The sequence below is a fragment of the Ruegeria sp. CH10 genome (genome assembly GCF_056537125.1).
This window is the reverse complement of record NZ_JBQFQY010000001.1, coordinates 23590-42103: the sequence shown is the minus strand read 5'-3', so window position 1 is coordinate 42103 and position 18514 is coordinate 23590. Positions and strand designations below refer to the sequence as shown.

Sequence of the window (18514 nt, the reverse complement as noted above, 5' to 3'; positions counted from 1 at the left end):
TGCCCTTTTTCTAGCACCCCTGACAAACAGGCGCTGCGTTAGCTGCTAACATAGACGCCGACCCAGCTGCTCGGACGGCTGGGATTTTGCATTCTGAGAAACAGATAGTCTGTTGCAGACCACGGTTTGATCTGATTGGTTAGGTTGTCCAACACCAGATCCCCAGCCGCCGAACGATACACCAACACGGCATGCGAGTTGCGGCGCTTGTCCAGAACCGTTGCAATCAGCAACTTACTGGGATCAACACCGGCGCGGATCAAGTCACGCTTTTTCAACAGCGCAAAATCTTCGCAATCTCCGCCGCGCGAGGTCGGCAAGGCCCATCTTTCCGCAGTGCGATACTGCGAGAAATCCGTAACCGATCGCGTTGTCGCGTTCACCTTACGGTTAATCTGCCGAATTAGCTGCATTTCCTGCCGCGTGCTTATCCGCGCGGATGCCTTGGTTGAGCACGCCCAATTATACTGCCGACAGAGTTGGCGGGCACCACTGGGTGGTGGGGAAGCCGACACGCTACGCAAGAAACTGCTTTCGCTGGCACTTGCGGATGTGCCAATGCCTAAACCGCCAAAAGCAATAGCGGACACGACCAGCACACGACCGAATGACACGGCCGCTCGCGGGAAAACCTTTCTGAATTCCAAGTTCAAGGGATTCATGCCTGTTCCTCGATCATTATTCATCCTCAGGATTGCGGATAAACGAGACCGTACTGCGTTCGGGTTAACTATCAGTAGACGAGGTCGTTTGCGCAATCTGGGTAAACCGTGCAAGCGAAAAGAGGCGGAAATCCGTTCCGCATTTTGACCATTTCAGGCAAGAATTGAACCAAAATAGCCACAATCCCTATGATTGCGGCGCAAAAACTACTGCAAAGTCGCAGCGTAATAATATGTGACTAAATGATTTTCCACCGCTCATCAGGATGAACAAACACGACCATCCTGCTGACTTATTCTGTTGGCTGGAATCCGCTCACACAACCCTAAGGTGGCATAACTTTGCCAATGCGGTTCTAATCCGTGATCTCAACAACCACCAATTCACGCTCGCTGGCGCCGCGTGCATGGTCCAGTGCCTGTTGATATTGGGAGGAGTTGTAGCACTCGACAGCGGCCTCAACCGAAGGGAATCGGGCCACCACATTGCGTGGCCGCTCTTTCCCTTCCAGCTGAACATAGCGCGCGGCGCGGGCGATAAATTCTCCGCCATGCGCCGCAATGGCAGGGCCGGCCAGTTCAGCATACTTTGCGTAGGCTTCGGTATCCGTCACCGTAACATGAGCAATCCAGAGTGCGGGCATCTTACCCTCCCAATACGTTTTCTGCAGCTTTGATCGCCGCGTCCGAGTTCGAGGCGTCGCGCCCACCGCCCTGCGCCATGTCGGGACGTCCACCGCCGCCTTTGCCGCCCAGCTCGGCCACCGCTGCGCGGACCAGATCCACGGCAGACACCTTATCCGTCAGGTCAGTCGTCACACCAGCCGCGACGGCGGCCTTGCCACCGGCATCCGCGATCAGCAGCACGGCGCCCGAACCCATACGGCTTTTGTGTTCATCGATCAGCGCGGGCAGATCCTTGCCCGAAACACCGCTCAGCGCCTGAGCCAGAAAGGGCACGCCATTCACGTCGCGCGCCTCGGCACCGCCCTGCCCCGAACCACCGGCCATGGCCAGATCGCGACGCAGCTGGGCAACCTCGTTCTGCAACGCCTTGCGTTCGTCCAACAGCGATTTGACCCGGCTTACCACATCATCGGGCTGCGCCTTGAGTTCAGTTGCAATCTGACCAAGCCGTTGATCCTGCGCGGACAAATGGCGGAATGCCTCATCCCCGGTCAGGGCTTCGATCCGGCGCACGCCTGCACTGCTGGCGCTGTCGCCCAGCACAACAAAGGTCCCGATATCGCCGGTTTGGCGCACATGCGTGCCACCGCACAGCTCAATCGACCAGATTTCGCCATCCTGCCCTTTGCCAGTCGGGGCCTTGCCCATCGACACAACACGCACTTCGTCGCCGTATTTCTCACCGAACAGAGCCTGCGCGCCCAGTTCGCGCGCGTCGTCCGGCGTCATGATCCGGGTTTCCACGGTCGAGTTCTGGCGGATGAACTCATTCACCTCGCGCTCAACCTTCTGGATTTCCTCGGTGCTCAGCGCCCTGGAGTGGCTGAAATCGAACCGCAACCTGTCCGACGCATTCAGCGATCCGCGCTGCGCGACGTGATCGCCCAGCGTTTCCCGCAGTGCTTCGTGCAGCAGGTGTGTGGCCGAGTGGTTCGCGCGGATCGCGGAGCGGCGGGCATGATCGACCTCAAGCTCGACGCCGTCGCCTTTGGACAGCGTGCCCTGATTGACCGTCACCTGATGGGCATAGACCTTGCCCTCGGCAAATTTGCGGGTGTCTCCGACTTTGGCAACGTCCTGCAGATTTTCCAGCCGCCGGATTTCGCCACTATCCCCCACCTGGCCACCAGCCTCGCCATAAAACGGCGTTTGGTTCACGATGACCCAGCCCGTGCCGCCTGGTTCAATCTTGTCGACCAAAGCGCCATCAACGACCAGCGCGGCAATCTGACCCTCAGCTTTCTCGGTATCGTAACCCAGGAAATCGGTGGCCCCTGCGCTGTCGAGCACGTCGAACCACACGGCCTGATCGGCGGATTCACCCGACCCGGCCCAGGCCGCGCGGGCCTTGGCCTTTTGCTCGGCCATCGCGGCGTCGAACCCATCCGTATCGACATTGCGGCCTTTTTCGCGCAGCGCATCCTGCGTCAGGTCCAGCGGGAACCCGTATGTGTCATAAAGCTTGAACGCCGCATCGCCGGGCAGCGCAGCCCCTTCGGGCAGGCGGGCCACCTCGTCATCCAGCAGTTTCAGGCCCCGATCCAGCGTCTGCTTGAACCGCGTCTCTTCCAGCAGCAGCGTCTCTTCGATCAGAGGCTGCGCCTGCCCCAATTCTGAATACTGCGCACCCATCAGTTGCACGAGGCTGGGCACCAGACGGTGCATGACCGGGTCTTTTGCCCCCAGCAGATGCGCGTGCCGCATGGCGCGGCGCATGATCCGGCGCAGAACATAGCCGCGCCCGTCATTGCTGGGCATCACGCCATCCGCAATCAGGAACGAGGTCGAACGCAAATGATCCGCAATCACGCGGTGATGCACGTTCTGGTCGCCATAAGGATCAACGCCCGTGGCCTCTGCCGAAGCCTCGATCAACGTTTTGAACAGGTCGGTGTCATAGTTGTCATGGCTGCCCTGCAACAGAGCACCGATCCGCTCCAGCCCCATGCCGGTGTCGATCGACTGCATGTCGAGCTCCACCATTGAGCCGTCTTCGAACTGCTCGTTCTGCATGAAAACGATGTTCCAGATTTCAATGAACCGGTCGCCATCTTCCTCGGCCGAACCCGGAGGGCCGCCCCAGATGTGATCGCCATGGTCAAAGAAAATCTCGGTGCACGGACCGCAGGGGCCGGTCGGGCCCATCTGCCAGAAATTGTCGCTGGTGGCGATGCGGATGATCCGGTCCTCGGGCACGCCAACCTTTTTCCAGATCTCGAACGCCTCATCATCGGTATGGTAGACCGTCGTCAGCAGGCGGTTCTTGTCGATTCCGAATTCCTTGGTGATCAGCTCCCAGGCAAACGGGATCGCCTCATGCTTGAAGTAATCTCCGAACGAGAAATTCCCCAGCATTTCAAAGAATGTATGGTGGCGCGCGGTATAGCCCACGTTGTCCAGATCGTTATGCTTGCCGCCTGCACGCACGCATTTTTGCGCGGTGGTGGCGCGCGTGTAATCGCGCGTCTCAACGCCGGTGAACAGGTTCTTGAACTGCACCATGCCCGAGTTCACGAACATCAAGGTCGGGTCGTTGCGCGGGACCAGAGGGCTGGACGCCACCACCTCATGCCCCTGTTTGGCAAAGTAGTTCAGAAAGGTCGATCGGATATCGTTCAGCGTGGGCATTTGGGCTCTCTCAGCGCGCAATCATTTTGGTCCGCAAAGGTTTAGCCCTGTCCCACAGGATAGTCCACAGCCGAGGCGCCCGGAACGAAACAAGGCGGCCCTTTCGGACCGCCCTGCCATTCTAGGTCGCACTTGGGCTCTACGCCTCGAGGATATCGTCATCCTCGGCCACACCCGGGGGCATGTCGAACTCCAGCCCGTGTGCAGCGCGGATTTTGTCCTCAATCTCAAGCGCGGCGCGGCTGTTGTCGCGCAGGTATTGCTTGGCATTCTCACGCCCCTGCCCGATCCGCTCGTCGCCATAGCTGAACCATGACCCCGATTTCTCAACCACACCGGCCTTGACGCCCAGATCCAGCAGCTCACCCATTTTGCTGATGCCTTCGCCATACATGATGTCGAATTCCACCTGCTTGAACGGCGGTGCCACCTTGTTTTTGACGACTTTCACGCGGGTCTGGTTGCCAACAACCTCGTCCCGGTCCTTGATCGCGCCGATGCGACGGATATCCAGACGGACCGAACTGTAGAATTTCAGCGCGTTACCACCGGTTGTGGTTTCGGGACTTCCGAACATCACGCCGATTTTCATCCGAATCTGGTTGATGAAGATCACCATACAGTTCGAGCGGCTGATCGAACCGGTCAGCTTGCGCATCGCCTGGCTCATCAGGCGGGCCTGCACGCCCACGCTGCTGTCGCCCATATCGCCTTCAAGCTCAGATTTCGGCGTCAGCGCCGCGACCGAGTCGACCACGACCATGTTCACAGCCCCCGACCGCACCAGCGTATCGGTAATCTCCAACGCCTGCTCACCAGTGTCGGGCTGCGAAATCAGCAACTCATCCAGATCGACGCCCAGCTTGCGGGCATATTGCGGGTCCAGCGCGTGTTCCGCGTCCACAAAGGCGCAGACACCGCCGCGCTTTTGCTGTTCTGCGATACAATGCAGCGTCAACGTGGTCTTACCCGAGCTTTCAGGCCCATAAATCTCAACAATCCGGCCCATCGGCAGACCGCCAATCCCCAGCGCGATGTCCAGACCCAGCGATCCGGTCGAGCTGGCCTCGATATCCTGCTTGGCATCCTCGCCCAGCTTCATGATCGAGCCTTTGCCGAACTGCCGTTCAATCTGCGCCAGCGCGCTGTCGAGCGCCTTTTGCTTGTCTGCGTTTTTCTTGTCGCTCATCGTCAGAAGATCCGCCATTGTCCTGTCGCCTTCCCTTTTGTCACACCCTTGATCGGGCGGCAATCGCTGCTTTGTTCGCCTCTTGTTCCTTATGGGACCAAAAGTAGAACATTTCAATAAAAACTTACAGACCTCACTGTTGGGCAATTGTGTTAAAGAGTCGTTTACGCCAATCTGCAACAGTAGTGATACCAAACAAAAGGCACATAAATGCTTGTTTTCTATAAGGAACGCCTTGCGTTTCTGGCCGTTCCCAAGACAGGCAGCACCGCCTATCACTCGGCGCTAAAGGATCGTGCTGACTTTGTGGTGACGGGACCACCAGACCTGAAACACGCGCCGGTGCGCCGCTATGATCGCTTTTTCCAGAACATTTTCAGAAAAATGTACGACACCGAGATGGAGATTATGGCCGTTGTGCGTGAACCGATCGACTGGCTGGGCAGCTGGTACAAGTTTCGCAGCCGCGATGATCGGATCGGGCACCCCCATTCGACACACGACCTAAGCTTTGACGATTTCGTGCAGGCCTATATGCAAAACCCTCGCCCCGAATGCGCCGATGTTGGTAGCCAAAGCCAGTTCTTTCGCACCAGAAACAACGGGTTTGGCGCCAGCCGCGTGTTCAAATACGAAAACCAGGACAAGATCCTTGAGTTTCTGCAAGACCGCCTGAACATGCAGATTGAACTGAGACAAGAGAACGTCTCTCCCCATCGGGACCTGACCCTGACGCCCGAGACCGAGCGCGCCTTTCGCTCAGCGCACGCAGCTGAGTTCGCCTGTCACGAGGCCGCGCTTTAGTTCAATTGCTGAAACACTGTCTCGGTCAGTTGATTCAGAGAAAACGGCTTTGGCAGGAAGGTCGAATTGGCAATCTCGGGTCCTGAATCACCGAACGCTCCTTCGGTGTATCCCGACATAAAGACCACCTGAACATCCGGCCGCGTCTTCATCGCCTCACGCACCCAAGTGGGACCATCCATGCCGGGCATCACCACATCGGTGACAAAGACATCAACGCTCAGGCCCTCATCTTCGAGCAAGCGCAGCGCTTCTTCCGCCGACTCGGCCTCAAGCACCGTGTAGCCTTTTAGCCTGAGTGCACGGGTGGCAAAGGCGCGCACGGGGGCTTCGTCTTCAACCAGCAAAACCACGCCTTCCCCTTGCCGCGCTGTCTGCGCATCCTCCACGGCGGGTATCGCGGGCTGAACGTCCGGTCGAACCGTACAAACCGGCAAATAGACGATAAACTCCGTCCCATGCCCCTGCAGGCTGTCGACAAAGATGAAACCCCCTGTCTGTTTGACGATGCCGTAAACCGTAGACAACCCCAATCCGGTACCTTCACCGGTGCGCTTGGTGGTGTAAAACGGCTCAAACACCTTTTGCAGCTTGTCCGCAGGGATACCGACACCGCTGTCTATGACCTTGACCGTGACATACTCGCCGGGCTGAACCGTAGCCCGGTCGCGGGCCAGGGGTGTGTTCAAGACCACAACCTCGGTCTCGATCCGCACCTCTCCTCCGTCTGGCATGGCATCGCGTGCGTTCACCACGAGGTTCATCAACACCTGCTCCAGCTGCCGCTTGTCCGCCCGCACGGGTTTCAGAACCGGATCATGGCTGAGGATCAGGCGGACTTTCTCGCCCACCAATCGGTTGAGCAGATGGATCAGGTCCGAGATCGTGTCACGCAAGTCCAGAACCTCAGGCTGCAAGGTCTGCTTGCGCGAAAAGGCCAGCAACTGGCTGACCAGCGCCGCGGCCCGGTTGGCATTCTGGTTGATCTGAACCAAATCGCCATAATTCGGGTCATTCTGATCATGGCGCAATAGCAGCAAGTCGCAATGCCCTGATATCGCAGTCAGGAGGTTGTTGAAATCATGTGCAACGCCGCCCGCCAATTGCCCGACGGCCTGCATCTTTTGACCCTGCACAAATTGTGCTTCAAGCGTTTTCAGTTCGGTGGCATCGTTCAGGACAGCTATCAGTTGGACTTGCCCATCTGTCACAATCCGGTTCAGGGTGACCTGAACAAACACCTCTTTGTCACGGCGATTAAGACGCAGAAATTCGGATCGCGTGGCAGGCTCTTGCGCAGCCGTTCGCGTTAACCAGTCCAAAATGGGATACCCGAGACCGCACAACAGATGGTCTGCATTGGTTACGCCGGGCTCAATGTCCCCGATCAGCGCCAGGGCAAGCCGGTTGGCTTCCAGGATACATCCGTCCGGAGCCAGATGCAGCACCGGTACAGGAAGATCGGCAAAAGATGCGCCCGGGCTTTCTTGCCCCCCCGTGTCGATGGGCGCGATAAGCAGGTCACGGACACTGCCTGATCGCCCCAGTTCGCACACCACAGCCGAGACCGGGCCGGTTTCCGTTTGAACGTCAACAAACGCGCCCTGCGCGTGGATTTCACCAGAGATGACGTTGTGCAGTGTCTCTGGTCTGCGACCAAGCAGATGCGCCGCGGCATCGTTGATCCGCAAGACTGTGCCGTTGCGCCCTTCGGTCAAGACCGGAACGGCGGCGGTGTCCCACTGGCCAGACGTATCCAGATGAAACCGCCAGCAAAAACGACCGCCTCCCACGTCGAAAACGGAAACCGGCACAGTGGAACCAACGGTAACAATATCCTCACGCACTTTGCCGTAGATTTCCGCCTTGGATTGCAACCGCAGCAAAATCGATGACGGGTTGGCAAACAAGGACTTCAGGCTGCGTTCCAGTCGCGCTCCTGGAAAGGCTTGAAACTGCGTACGTGCTTCGGGATTGGCGGCCAGAATGACACCCTCTGCGCTTGTGATAACACTTGGGAAGGCGTCCTGGTCCGTAAACACTGCCATGGTTTTGACGGTTTGCCGGGCCTGGTACTCGGAGATTTTGCTTTTCAGAACGACCAGAAAAACCGCAGCCAACAAGGAAACGCCGGCCACGACAAATCCCGTCTGCCAGAGCCGAGGTACCACGCCCATTAACGGTGAGGCGATTAACACTGCTCCGATCAAAATCGGTGGCGTCAATCGCAGTCCGGTCGGGGTACCCTGAGAAGATGGATCGGCAAAAACTTCGGTAATATCGGTCATTTACAACTCAATTCGATAAGTGCCCGGACAAGCAACCTAAATATAGTTAATGACAGTTTAAGAAAAACCGGCATTTCTACCTTAAGTTGCTAAAGACCGAAACGTTATCGCGTCAAGTGTGCCGAGAAAAATCCATCTGTACCGTGGGAAACAAGCCATGTTTTCTGCAAACCCGCAGCCCAATCCGGGTTTTTGCGCAAAAAAGCGTCAACCACTGCGCCATTTTCATCTTCAAGCATCGAGCAGGTGGCATAGGCCAGAACACCACCCGGCGCGACCATGGGGGCAAGCTGGTTCAGAATACCCACCTGAATCTCTGTCAGTTCGTGCAGACGGTTTTCGGTCAAAGCCCATTTCCCCGCAGGTGCACGCCGCCACGACCCACTGCCCGAACAGGGTGCATCCACCAACACCACATCAAACGGCCCGTTTTGATCAACGTCTTTTAGCGTTAGGATTTCAACTTTGGCCCCGGCCCGGTCAGCCCTTGCGGGGATGTCGCGCATACGGGCGGGATTGATGTCATGGGCAAAAACCTGAACCCCCTGATGCGCGGCCAGCGCCAGCGATTTGCCACCACCGCCGGCGCAATAGTCCAGCACACGCAGCCCAGGGCGCAGGTCCAAAGCCGCAATAACGGCCTGACTGGCAGCGTCCTGCAATTCGACCAGACCACCGGAAAAAGCACGACTTTGGCCGATCTTGCGCGCCCCTTCGGTAACTTCCAGAGCTGTGTCACAGGCAGGATGCGGCGCAGCCTCGATCCCGTCACCGGCCAAAGCGGCAATAGCATCCGGGCGGGAGGTCTTAATCAGGTTCACCCGCAGATGCACGGGCGCGCGGCGCTGCAGTGCCTGTGCAACAGGCACAGTCTGATCGCCTAACGCGGCCTCAAACCGGGGCCAGAGCCATTCGGGAACGTCATACCGCTCTGCGTCCGAGACAAAGTCGCGCCCGACCTCATCTTCGGCGACAGGTTCAGGTGCATGGCGGATACCAGTGAACAGTTCGGCCACGTCGCCACCCAAGGCGCGAACGGCACCAATCATCATGCCGCGCCCGGTCTCAGCCCCGCCAAGCGCAGCGTAAGAGCGTTTGCAGCGCAGGGCGTCGAACACATGATCCCGCACAGCAGCGCGATCCTTGGAGCCCGCAAACCGGCTGCGCCGCGCCCAATTGGTAAGGGATTTTTCGACAGGTGCGCCCGACAGTATCTGATCAAGGATTTCGATGGCTGCCTGTATGCGTGCAGACGGTGTCATGAGGGTGTCCGATCCTGATAGCGCACCAAAAATACAAAACGGCGCCCAAACGCGGGCGCCGTGAACCTTGAAGACCGGGCTTACATGACCCGGTAGTTCGGGCTTTCGCGGGTGATTTGCACGTCATGCACATGGCTTTCTTTCAGCCCCGCGCCGGTGATTTTGACGAAATTGCAGTTCTTGCGCATCTCTTCCACGGTGGCGCAGCCGGTATAGCCCATCGCAGCACGCAGACCGCCGACCAGTTGGTGCACCACGGCGCTGGCCGAGCCTTTGTAAGGCACCTGGCCCTCGATCCCTTCGGGCACCAGCTTGTCATTGGCCGCGTCCTTCTGGAAATAACGATCCGCCGAGCCGCGCGCCATTGCACCAAGGCTGCCCATGCCGCGATAGGATTTGAACGAACGGCCTTGGTACAGAATGACCTCGCCCGGGCTTTCATCGGTGCCCGCGATCATCGATCCAACCATGGCACAAGACGCACCCGCCGCAATTGCCTTGGCAAAATCGCCCGAAAACTTGATGCCGCCATCGGCAATAACCGGAACGTCTCCAGCGGCCGAGGCGCAATCCATGATCGCCGTCAGCTGCGGCACGCCGACCCCCGCAACCATCCGCGTGGTACAGATCGAACCCGGCCCGATCCCTACCTTGATCGCATCCGCCCCCGCATCGATCAGCGCCTTGGTGGCTTCGCCAGTCGCGACGTTGCCCGCGATGATCTGAACCTCATTCGACAGGGTTTTGACCCGGCTTACCGCATCCAGAACACCCTGCGAGTGGCCATGCGCTGTGTCCACTACGATAATGTCGACACCCGAATCCACCAGCTGTTCGGACCGTTCAAACCCGGCATCCCCAACCGAGGTCGCCGCCGCAACGCGCAACCGGCCCAAGGGGTCTTTACAAGCGGTCGGATTCAGCACGGCCTGCTCGGTGTCTTTCAACGTCAGCAGGCCCGTCAGTTTACCCGTGCCGTCGACAACCAGCAGCTTTTCGATCCGACGCGCCTTCATCAGGCTTTTGGCTTCTTCCAGATCGGCGGGTTCCTGCAGCATCGCCAGATTATCGACAGTCATCATCGCGCTGATCGGCTGATCATCGGACGTTGCAAAGCGCATGTCGCGGTTGGTCACGATGCCCACAACGCGTCCGTCCGCGTCGACAACCGGGAAACCGGTAAAATTGTAGCGGTCAACCAACGCCTTGGCATCGGCCAGCGTCTGATCCGCGCGCAGAGTGACCGGATTGTAGACGATACCCGATTCAAACCGCTTGACCCGCCGCACCTCGCGGGCCTGTTCCTCGACCGTCAGGTTTTTGTGGATGACACCAATGCCGCCCGCCTGCGCCATGGCGATGGCCATGCGCGCCTCGGTCACGGTGTCCATTGCTGAACTCAGCAGCGGGATGTTCATGCTGATTGCGCGTGTCACGCGCGTGGTCGTATCCGCCGTTGCAGGCAGCACAGAAGATGCGCCCGGAACAAGAAGAACGTCGTCAAAGGTGAGTGCCTCACGAATCTGCATCTGTTAACCCCATGCAAAAGCCCGTTTGGCGGTGACCCTATTACATGGATTGAACCCAAGGAAAAGCCCCCGACCTGAACTAGTTTCACCCTGCGGGCGGATGACGCGGCAAAAAACGACGCAACATGTGCAAAAGGTGCCGCTGAATGCCCTTTCCCTTTGGCTGCAAAACCATATCTTGCCCGGAATACGCGCGAATACAAAAAGGCATGTCCCAGATGACCACCGAACCTCTTGTCGTTTTTACCCCATCCGGCAAACGCGGGCACTTTCCCGTCGGCACCCCGGTTTTGACCGCCGCCCGGCAGTTGGGCGTTGATCTGGATTCCGTCTGTGGCGGGCGTGGGATCTGTTCGAAATGTCAGATCACACCCAGCTATGGTGAGTTTCCCAAGCACGGCGTGACCGTTTCCGAGGACGCGCTGAGCGAATGGAACGCGGTCGAACAACGCTATGACGATAAACGCGGGTTGAAACCGGGCCGTCGTCTGGGCTGTCAGGCCACCGTTCAGGGTGACATCGTAATCGACGTGCCACCAGAAAGCCAGGTGCACCGACAGGTCGTCCGCAAGGCCGCCGCGGCGCGCGCCATCACTATGGACCCGGCCACCCGCCTGTATTTCGTCGTGGTAGAAGAACCCGACATGCACTCACCCACCGGCGATCTTGAGCGTCTGGAACGCGCCCTGCGCGCCCAGTGGGAGATTGAAGCCGTCACTGCCGATCTGTCCCTGATGGCCAAGCTGCAACCCGTTCTGCGCAAGGGTAAGTGGGAGGTCACAGTCGCCGTCCACAAAGGCCACAAAGACACCGTGGGCCGCATCGTCGAAATCTGGCCCGGCCTGCACGAAAAGGGCCTGTACGGTCTGGCCATCGATCTGGGCTCGACCACCGTGGCCGCGCATCTGACCGATCTGGAAACCGGCGAGGTCAAGGCGTCCTCGGGCCTCATGAACCCGCAAATCCGCTTTGGCGAAGACCTCATGAGCCGCGTTTCCTATGCCATGATGAACCCCGGCGGCGATCAGGAGATGACCAAGGCCGTGCGCGAGGCGATCAATGATCTGACCGTCTCAATCGCGCAAGAGGCCGAGATCGATCCCGAACTGATCGTCGAGACGGTGTTTGTCTGCAACCCGGTCATGCACCACCTGCTGCTGGGTCTGGACCCGGTGGAACTGGGTCAGGCTCCGTTCGCGCTGGCCACGTCCGAAAGCATGTCCCTGCCCGCGCGTGAGATGGACCTGACCAAGATGAACCCGCGCGCGCAGATCTATATCCTGCCCTGCATCGCGGGCCATGTGGGGGCGGATTGCGCCGCCGTTGCCCTGTCCGAGGAACCCGGCAAATCCGAAGACCTCGTGCTGATTGTAGACGTGGGCACCAATGCGGAAATCCTGCTGGGCAACACCACCCGTGTGCTGGCGTGTTCCTCGCCCACCGGCCCCGCGTTCGAGGGCGCTCAGATCAGTTCCGGCCAACGCGCCGCACCCGGTGCGATTGAACGGATCGAGATTGATCCGGTCACCAAAGAACCCCGGTTCCGCATCATCGGGTCCGACAAATGGTCTGACGAGGACGGCTTCGATCAGGACGTCGCCACCACAGGCATCACCGGCATCTGCGGCTCGGGCATCATCGAGGCCGTGGCCGAGATGCGCATCGCCGGTCTGCTGGACGAAAGCGGCCTGATCGGCTCGGCCGAACAAACCGGCACCGCGCGTTGCGTGCCCGAGGGGCGCACCAACGCCTATCTGATCCACGACGCCAGCGCCGAAGGTGGCCCGCGCATCACCGTCACCCAGGGCGACATCCGCGCCATTCAGCTGGCCAAATCGGCGCTCTATGCCGGTGCGCGCCTGCTGATGGATGAGATGAATGTCGATACCGTGGACCGGGTCGTTCTGGCCGGCGCATTCGGCGCGCATATCTCAACCAAACACGCGATGGTTCTGGGCATGATCCCCGACGCGCCGCTGGACAAGGTGAGCAGCGCCGGCAATGCCGCTGGCACCGGGGCGCGGATCGCGCTCTGCAATATCGGAGCACGGGTCGAGATTGAGCGCGTCGTGCGCGAGATCACCAAGGTCGAAACCGCCATCGAACCCAAGTTTCAGGATCACTTCGTGGCCGCAAACGCGATCCCGCACAAAACCGATCCCTTCCCCGAGCTTGGGCAGGTGGTCACCCTACCCTCACCGTCGTTCAACACTGGTGGCGGGGATGACGAAAAATCTGGCCGTCGCCGCCGCCGGAGGTCATAGTCCTCGCAAACGGCGGAGGCGACATGGCCATAGCGAACGAAGAACAGGCTGAATTCTGGGGAAACTCGCCCTCAGGGGCCAAGTGGTTGACCTATGAAGACCAGATGGACGCCCTTCTGGCCCCGGTTCTGGATCTGGTGCTGGCACGTGCCGATCTGCAACCGGGGCACCGCGTTCTGGATATCGGCTGTGGCACCGGGGCCAGCACGGTTCTGGCGGCCCAAGCCGTCGGACCGGACGGCCATGTGCTGGCCGCCGATTTCTCACAACCCTTCCTTGACCGCGCGTCCCAGCGTGCGCAAGAGGCGGGGCATCAGAATGTCGGCTTTCAATACGCGGACGCCCAGACCCATCCCTTTGCCGAAGGCGACCGGGATGCCATGATCTCACGCTTTGGCGTTATGTTTTTCGAAGACACGGTCGCGGCCTTTACCAACATGGCCCGCGCTTTGAAACCCGGCGGTCAGATGACCTTTGCCGCCTGGGGCCCGCTGTCGGGCAACCCGTGGTTCCATCTGCCTCATGTCGCAGCGACCGAGCGTTTGGGCACCCCGCCCAAAATGGATCGCAACGCACCGGGTCCGCTGGCCTTTCACGATCAGGAACGGGTATGCGGCCTGCTGGCCGAGGCCGGTCTGACGGATATTCAGGTGGATGCGGTCCCTGTCACCCTGCCCGTGCACGGCTCGCTTGACGACTGCGCAGCACTCTGCACCCGGATTGGCCCCGCCGCGCGTGTGATTGCCCATTTCGACGGTGGACCCGAGGATATCGCGGTCATTCGCAAAGCGGTTGCTCGTGAATTCGCGCCCTTTGCCACGGGCGATGTCGTGAACATTCCCGCCCTGATCAACCTGTTTCAGGCGTGGCGGGCCGTGTAGGCCCTAAAGCGTTTCGGGTTTAACTTGAGACACGAATACCCTGCCGCGCCTGCGGCGTTCTCGGGACATTCGTGTCACAGAGTGATTCAGGTAAAATCCGAAACGCCCTAAAGCTCTTGCAGATTGGTGTCGCGGAACTTGTTGGAGATGAACACCGCATCCCCAAAGCGCCGCTGGCCATTTGCAAAAGAACGCCCGGGAAAGATGTTGTACATTGAGTAGTTGCGGCGATCGAGCTCGTTCCAGAGGTCCAGGATCAGCGGACAATTCTCATAATGCGGGGTGTTGAACCATTCGAACATGATCATGTCGATCCGCTGTTCCGTCAACATTCGCTCAGCGCCGCGAAAGATGTTCAGTTCTGATCCTTGCGCGTCGATCTTCATGCACGCGACATGGTCGATCCCGTTCTCTTCGCAGAACGTATCGATGGTGTTCAATTCAACATCGATGGAGGTCGCCACTGTCGCCTCGGGATGATGTTCCAGCGCGGCCTCATTCATCGACAGCAAAGAGGACGTGCCCAAACTTTCACCCACAAAGAACTCGGACCTTCCAACCTCATTGCTCAGCGCCTGCTCGACGACATTCACATGTCTGAACTCTTTGAACCGTTCGGCGACATAAGCCGCCTGCTGCGGCAAGGGCTCGAACAGATAACACTGACTGTTGGGAAAGATGCGGATCAGATGGCGCGCTATCGTACCCCGGTTGACGCCAATATCGAAAACAGCCCCGGAATGATCGACCACTGCCGAAAGCCTGGCCAAAGCGCCGACTGGTCCACCTCTTTTGGCCAGCCCCCTGGCACGCCGTGTCAGTTCAGTTTTCATTCAAATCAGTCCTTTGGAGCGGGTAGCGGGAATCGAACCCGCGCGTTCAGCTTGGGAAGCTGACAGGCTACCATTACATCATACCCGCCGCGCTGTGATGGATAACACCGCCCCCGGAGCGACTTCAAGCGTCATTCGGACGGGATCAGAATTTACTCGGTCCGGGCGCGCAGACTGTCGATCAAGGCCTGATCCACGTCCAGCGCTTCGCAGGCTGCATCCAGTGTCCGTCTGTCCAGATGTTGCGGGCTCAGATCGATATCCTTCGAGAACGCATCGACAATCGCCTGCATTGCTGTGATCCGCGCATGTTTCTTGTTGTTGGCCGGAATCACATGCCAGGGCGCGATTTCGGTCGAGGTCCGGGCCAGCATCTCATCCACCGCGACCTCGGCCTCGGACCAGCGCTCACGGTTGCGGAAATCCTCATAGGTCAGCTTCCAGCGCTTCATCGGGTTTTGCAGACGTTCGGTGAACCGGGCCATCTGCTCCTCGGGCGAGATGTGAAAGAACAGCTTTACGATCCGCGTTCCGTCATCGACCAGCATCCTTTCAAAATCATTGATCTCGCGATACGCGGCGCGCCAGCGGTGCTCGGGCGTGAAGTGTTCAAGCCGTTCAACCATCACCCGGCCATACCAGCTGCGATCAAAGGCCGAGATCGCGCCCGCAGGTGGCAACCGCTCCCAAAACCGCAACAGGTAATGGCGGTTCAGATAGTAGTTGCGGGGCGCGCCAATGGGCCAGACCTTGAAACTGCGCGGATCAAGCGCCTGGCTGATGCGCCGAATGGTGCCGCCTTTGCCCGCTGCATCCCAACCTTCAAACACAATCACCCCCTTGGCGCCGTGAAACAGAAAAGCTTGCTGGATCAGGGCCAACTGCGCCTGAAGCTCTACCAGCTTTTCGAAATACGCTTTCTTGCCCAACCGTTTAGATAGGTCTGCGTCGCCCAGTTTCGGAGGATGATGCTGCGTCATGAAAATACCTGTGTGCCGTAAAGACACACTCAGTATCCCCTGCCCCTTATGATTTGACCTTGATCGGTATCAAAACGAAAAAGGCCGGGCGCTGGGCCCGGCCTTTGTCTTGTCTGTTGCGCGGATCAGGCGCGGCGACGACGGCCACCGCCACGACGACCACCACCGGCTGCACCGGCCTCATCAGGGGCTTTGTTGAACTTGATCCACTCACCGCCATGCGGGTCGTTGTTGGTCAGCAGGTTGGCGGCACGGATGGCCTCCATCTCTTTACCGGCGCGCGGCAAAGTGGAACCCAGACCAAACAGCTGGCAGAAGGTTTCATCATCCATATCAGCAGGCAGGATGATCCCCTTGGCTTCGACTTCGGCTTTCTTTTCGGCCAGTTTCTTAGGACCAACCGGCAGAGCCACCGGGTTCATGATCGCCGAGGTCATGCCAGCGCCCATTGCCATCGGCAGGAAGGCGTTGTTGATGCCGTGACGGTTCGGCAGGCCAAAGGACACGTTCGACGCGCCGCAAGTGGTGTTCACGCCCAGCTCTTCGCGCAGACGGCGGACCAGAGCGAACACCTGTTGACCGGCTGTTGCCATCGCGCCGATGGGCATGACCAGCGGATCAACCACGATGTCATGCGCGGGGATGCCATAGTCAGCAGCACGCTCAACAATGGTTTTTGCAACGGCGAAACGCACATCGGGGTCTTCCGAAATCCCGGTGTCGTCGTTCGAGATCGCAACAACCGGAACGTTGTATTTCTTGACCAACGGCAGAACCATTTCCAGACGCTCTTCTTCACCCGTGACCGAGTTCAGCAATGGGCGACCTTCGGCCGCGGCCAGACCGGCCTCAAGCGCGCCAGGAACCGAGCTGTCGATACAAAGTGGCACGTCAACCAGGCCTTGCACCATCTCGACGATCTTGGTCATCAGCGGCGGCTCGGTCTCGTTCGGGTTGGGGTTCGAGTTGTAGACAACGCCCGCGTTGATATCCAGAACGGTCGCGCCTGCCGCAACCTGTGCCAGCGCGTCTTTCTCAACGGTCGAGAAATCGCCCGCCTCAAGTTCAGCAGCCAGCTTTTTACGACCGGTGGGGTTGATCCGCTCACCGATAACACAGAACGGCTCGTCAAAGCCCAGAACGGCTGTTTTTGTTTTTGATTCTACGACTGTACGGGTCATGTCCGTTCCTTAGGAGTTTACAGGCTTTGCCGAAGCGCCGCCGTTATTGATTGCCCAGTTGGCATTGGTCTTGATGCCACCAAGCGGGAAGAAATGCACGTTGGTGATGTTGAAATCCGGGTTGGCCGCCTTGTGGTTGGCCAGTTCGGTGATCACGTCTGTGGGCTCATAGGGCAGCAGCAGCTTGGACACATCCATGGCGCGCTTTTGCAGAACCTTCAGCGACGGGCCAACGCCACAGGCGATGGCGAACTTGATCAGGGTCTGCAGCTTGGCCGGGCCTGCGATACCAATATGAATCGGCAGATCGATGCCCGCCTCTTTCAGGCTGTCGGCCCAGGCGATGATCGGCTTGGCGTCGAACGCGAACTGCGTGGCCAGCGCCATTTCGGCATCGGTGGTTTCGCTGAACTTCTGCTTCCAGCGCAGCGCATCATCCACGTTCTTGGTCGAGCCGTCGGGATCAATGTCCTTGTTGCCTTCGGGGTGGCCAGCAACGTGCAGGCGCTTGAAGCCCGCCTTGTCGAACAGACCGGTTTCCAACAGCTGCATCGAGCTGTCGAAATCGCCGTGCGGCTTGTCCACGCCACCGGCCAGCAGCAGCGCCTGATCGACGCCTGCTTCGCCCTGATACATGGAAATCCAGTTTTCCAGCGTCGCTGCATCCTTGATGATCCGCGCCGGGAAATGCGGCATGACCGGATAGCCTTCGGCAGCAATGCGTTTGGCGGTTTTGACCATGTCCTCGATGGGCGTGCCCTCGATATGGGCGATGTAGACGCGGGTGCCTTCGGGCAGCAGCGCGCGGAAATCCTCGACCTTTTCGGCGGTGCGCGGCATTACCTCGATCGAGTAGCCCTGCAAAAAGGCTTCGACGGTCGGGTTCACAGGGCCGTTTTCGACGGCATCACGTTTTTTGAAATTCAGCAAAGCCATAGCGGCCTCCCATATAGATCCGGGCTTCATGCCCAACCGTCATTGGCGATCAGGGCCTTGATGCGATCCTGATCGTATTCTGTTTCCAGACGCACAGCCTCGGATTCAGCGATTTCGGACGGATCGCCCTCAACCACGAAAGGGTCGGCTTTGCGCCATTCGGCCAGATAGGCATCGCTGTCCTTTGCGTTCACCTTCATCGCGGCCCGGTCGATGGCTTGTTCGAACCGTTCTTCCAGCTGCCGCTTTGCGCCGCGGCGACCCTTGCCCACGATGACTTGGGCGGGAATGTCGCGCCAATATACGATGGTGACGTCAGGCATAGCCTTTGATTCCTCCTAACCAGATGGCCCGGTTCTAAACGTCTATATGGGTTTGGGCCGGTCGATT

General features: G+C 59.0%; 15 protein-coding genes and 1 tRNA gene. 3 read left to right on the top strand and 13 right to left on the bottom strand.

What is annotated here, in order from left to right; all coding sequences use genetic code 11:
• Positions 1 to 38: 38 nt before the first annotated feature.
• The 4 genes from ACRZ94_RS00190 to recA all read right to left on the bottom strand — a co-directional run bounded on the left by ACRZ94_RS00190 (position 39) and on the right by recA (position 5184).
• Entirely contained in the window at positions 39 to 662 is a 624-nt protein-coding gene (locus ACRZ94_RS00190; protein WP_480651340.1) for a transglutaminase-like cysteine peptidase, read from the bottom strand.
• 356 nt (positions 663 to 1018) lie between these two features.
• A complete protein-coding gene (locus tag ACRZ94_RS00185; protein ID WP_480651342.1) occupies positions 1019 to 1306 on the bottom strand; it encodes a DUF1330 domain-containing protein in 288 nt (95 codons plus the stop codon).
• Between the two features lies 1 nt (position 1307).
• Positions 1308 to 3977 (bottom strand): alanine--tRNA ligase, encoded by a 2670-nt coding sequence (alaS, locus tag ACRZ94_RS00180; protein ID WP_480796398.1) that lies wholly within the window; start codon positions 3975 to 3977, stop codon positions 1308 to 1310.
• Between the two features lie 139 nt (positions 3978 to 4116).
• A complete protein-coding gene (gene recA, locus ACRZ94_RS00175; RefSeq protein ID WP_480651346.1) occupies positions 4117 to 5184 on the bottom strand; it encodes a recombinase RecA in 1068 nt (355 codons plus the stop codon).
• A gap of 192 nt (positions 5185 to 5376) precedes the next feature.
• Here recA and ACRZ94_RS00170 point away from each other — a divergent pair, with 192 nt between their 5' ends.
• Positions 5377 to 5970 (top strand): sulfotransferase family 2 domain-containing protein, encoded by a 594-nt coding sequence (locus ACRZ94_RS00170; RefSeq protein ID WP_480796397.1) that lies wholly within the window; start codon positions 5377 to 5379, stop codon positions 5968 to 5970.
• On the opposite strand, the gene ACRZ94_RS00165 is transcribed toward ACRZ94_RS00170, so the two are convergent.
• The 3 genes from ACRZ94_RS00165 to guaB form a co-directional block, all read right to left on the bottom strand.
• The gene (locus tag ACRZ94_RS00165) at positions 5967 to 8258 is read right to left on the bottom strand and encodes an ATP-binding protein (protein ID WP_480796396.1); all 2292 of its coding nucleotides are present in this window, start codon (positions 8256 to 8258) and stop codon (positions 5967 to 5969) included. The genes ACRZ94_RS00170 and ACRZ94_RS00165 overlap by 4 nt on opposite strands.
• Before the next feature lie 104 nt (positions 8259 to 8362).
• Positions 8363 to 9520 (bottom strand): RsmB/NOP family class I SAM-dependent RNA methyltransferase, encoded by a 1158-nt coding sequence (locus ACRZ94_RS00160; RefSeq protein ID WP_480796395.1) that lies wholly within the window; start codon positions 9518 to 9520, stop codon positions 8363 to 8365.
• A gap of 80 nt (positions 9521 to 9600) precedes the next feature.
• Positions 9601 to 11049, bottom strand: a complete 1449-nt coding sequence (gene guaB / locus ACRZ94_RS00155) for an IMP dehydrogenase (RefSeq protein WP_480651354.1) — start codon at positions 11047 to 11049, stop codon at positions 9601 to 9603.
• Positions 11050 to 11267: 218 nt separating this feature from the next.
• Between guaB and ACRZ94_RS00150 the strand changes: the two genes are divergently transcribed.
• Both ACRZ94_RS00150 and ACRZ94_RS00145 read left to right on the top strand, forming a co-directional pair.
• Positions 11268 to 13313, top strand: coding sequence for an ASKHA domain-containing protein (locus ACRZ94_RS00150; protein WP_480796394.1), 2046 nt, complete (start codon positions 11268 to 11270; stop codon positions 13311 to 13313).
• A 23-nt stretch (positions 13314 to 13336) separates the two neighbouring features.
• Entirely contained in the window at positions 13337 to 14194 is an 858-nt protein-coding gene (locus tag ACRZ94_RS00145; protein WP_480796393.1) for a class I SAM-dependent methyltransferase, read from the top strand.
• A 107-nt stretch (positions 14195 to 14301) separates the two neighbouring features.
• Here the strand turns inward: ACRZ94_RS00145 and ACRZ94_RS00140 are convergent, their stop codons facing one another.
• From ACRZ94_RS00140 to ACRZ94_RS00115, 6 genes are all read right to left on the bottom strand, one after another.
• A complete protein-coding gene (locus ACRZ94_RS00140) occupies positions 14302 to 15027 on the bottom strand; it encodes an FkbM family methyltransferase (protein WP_480651358.1) in 726 nt (241 codons plus the stop codon).
• Positions 15028 to 15041: 14 nt separating this feature from the next.
• Positions 15042 to 15115 (bottom strand) — tRNA-Gly (locus ACRZ94_RS00135).
• A gap of 64 nt (positions 15116 to 15179) precedes the next feature.
• Positions 15180 to 16007, bottom strand: a complete 828-nt coding sequence (locus ACRZ94_RS00130) for a polyphosphate kinase 2 family protein (protein WP_480651360.1) — start codon at positions 16005 to 16007, stop codon at positions 15180 to 15182.
• A 125-nt stretch (positions 16008 to 16132) separates the two neighbouring features.
• A complete protein-coding gene (locus ACRZ94_RS00125; protein ID WP_480651362.1) occupies positions 16133 to 17188 on the bottom strand; it encodes a methyltetrahydrofolate cobalamin methyltransferase in 1056 nt (351 codons plus the stop codon).
• Positions 17189 to 17197: 9 nt separating this feature from the next.
• Complete coding sequence (locus ACRZ94_RS00120) at positions 17198 to 18124, bottom strand: methylenetetrahydrofolate reductase (protein ID WP_480651364.1); 927 nt, start codon at positions 18122 to 18124, stop codon at positions 17198 to 17200.
• A gap of 26 nt (positions 18125 to 18150) precedes the next feature.
• Positions 18151 to 18447 carry a virulence factor gene (locus tag ACRZ94_RS00115; RefSeq protein WP_480651366.1) on the bottom strand — a complete coding sequence of 99 codons (297 nt, stop codon included), beginning with the start codon at positions 18445 to 18447 and terminating at the stop codon, positions 18151 to 18153.
• Between the last annotated feature and the right edge of the window lie 67 nt (positions 18448 to 18514).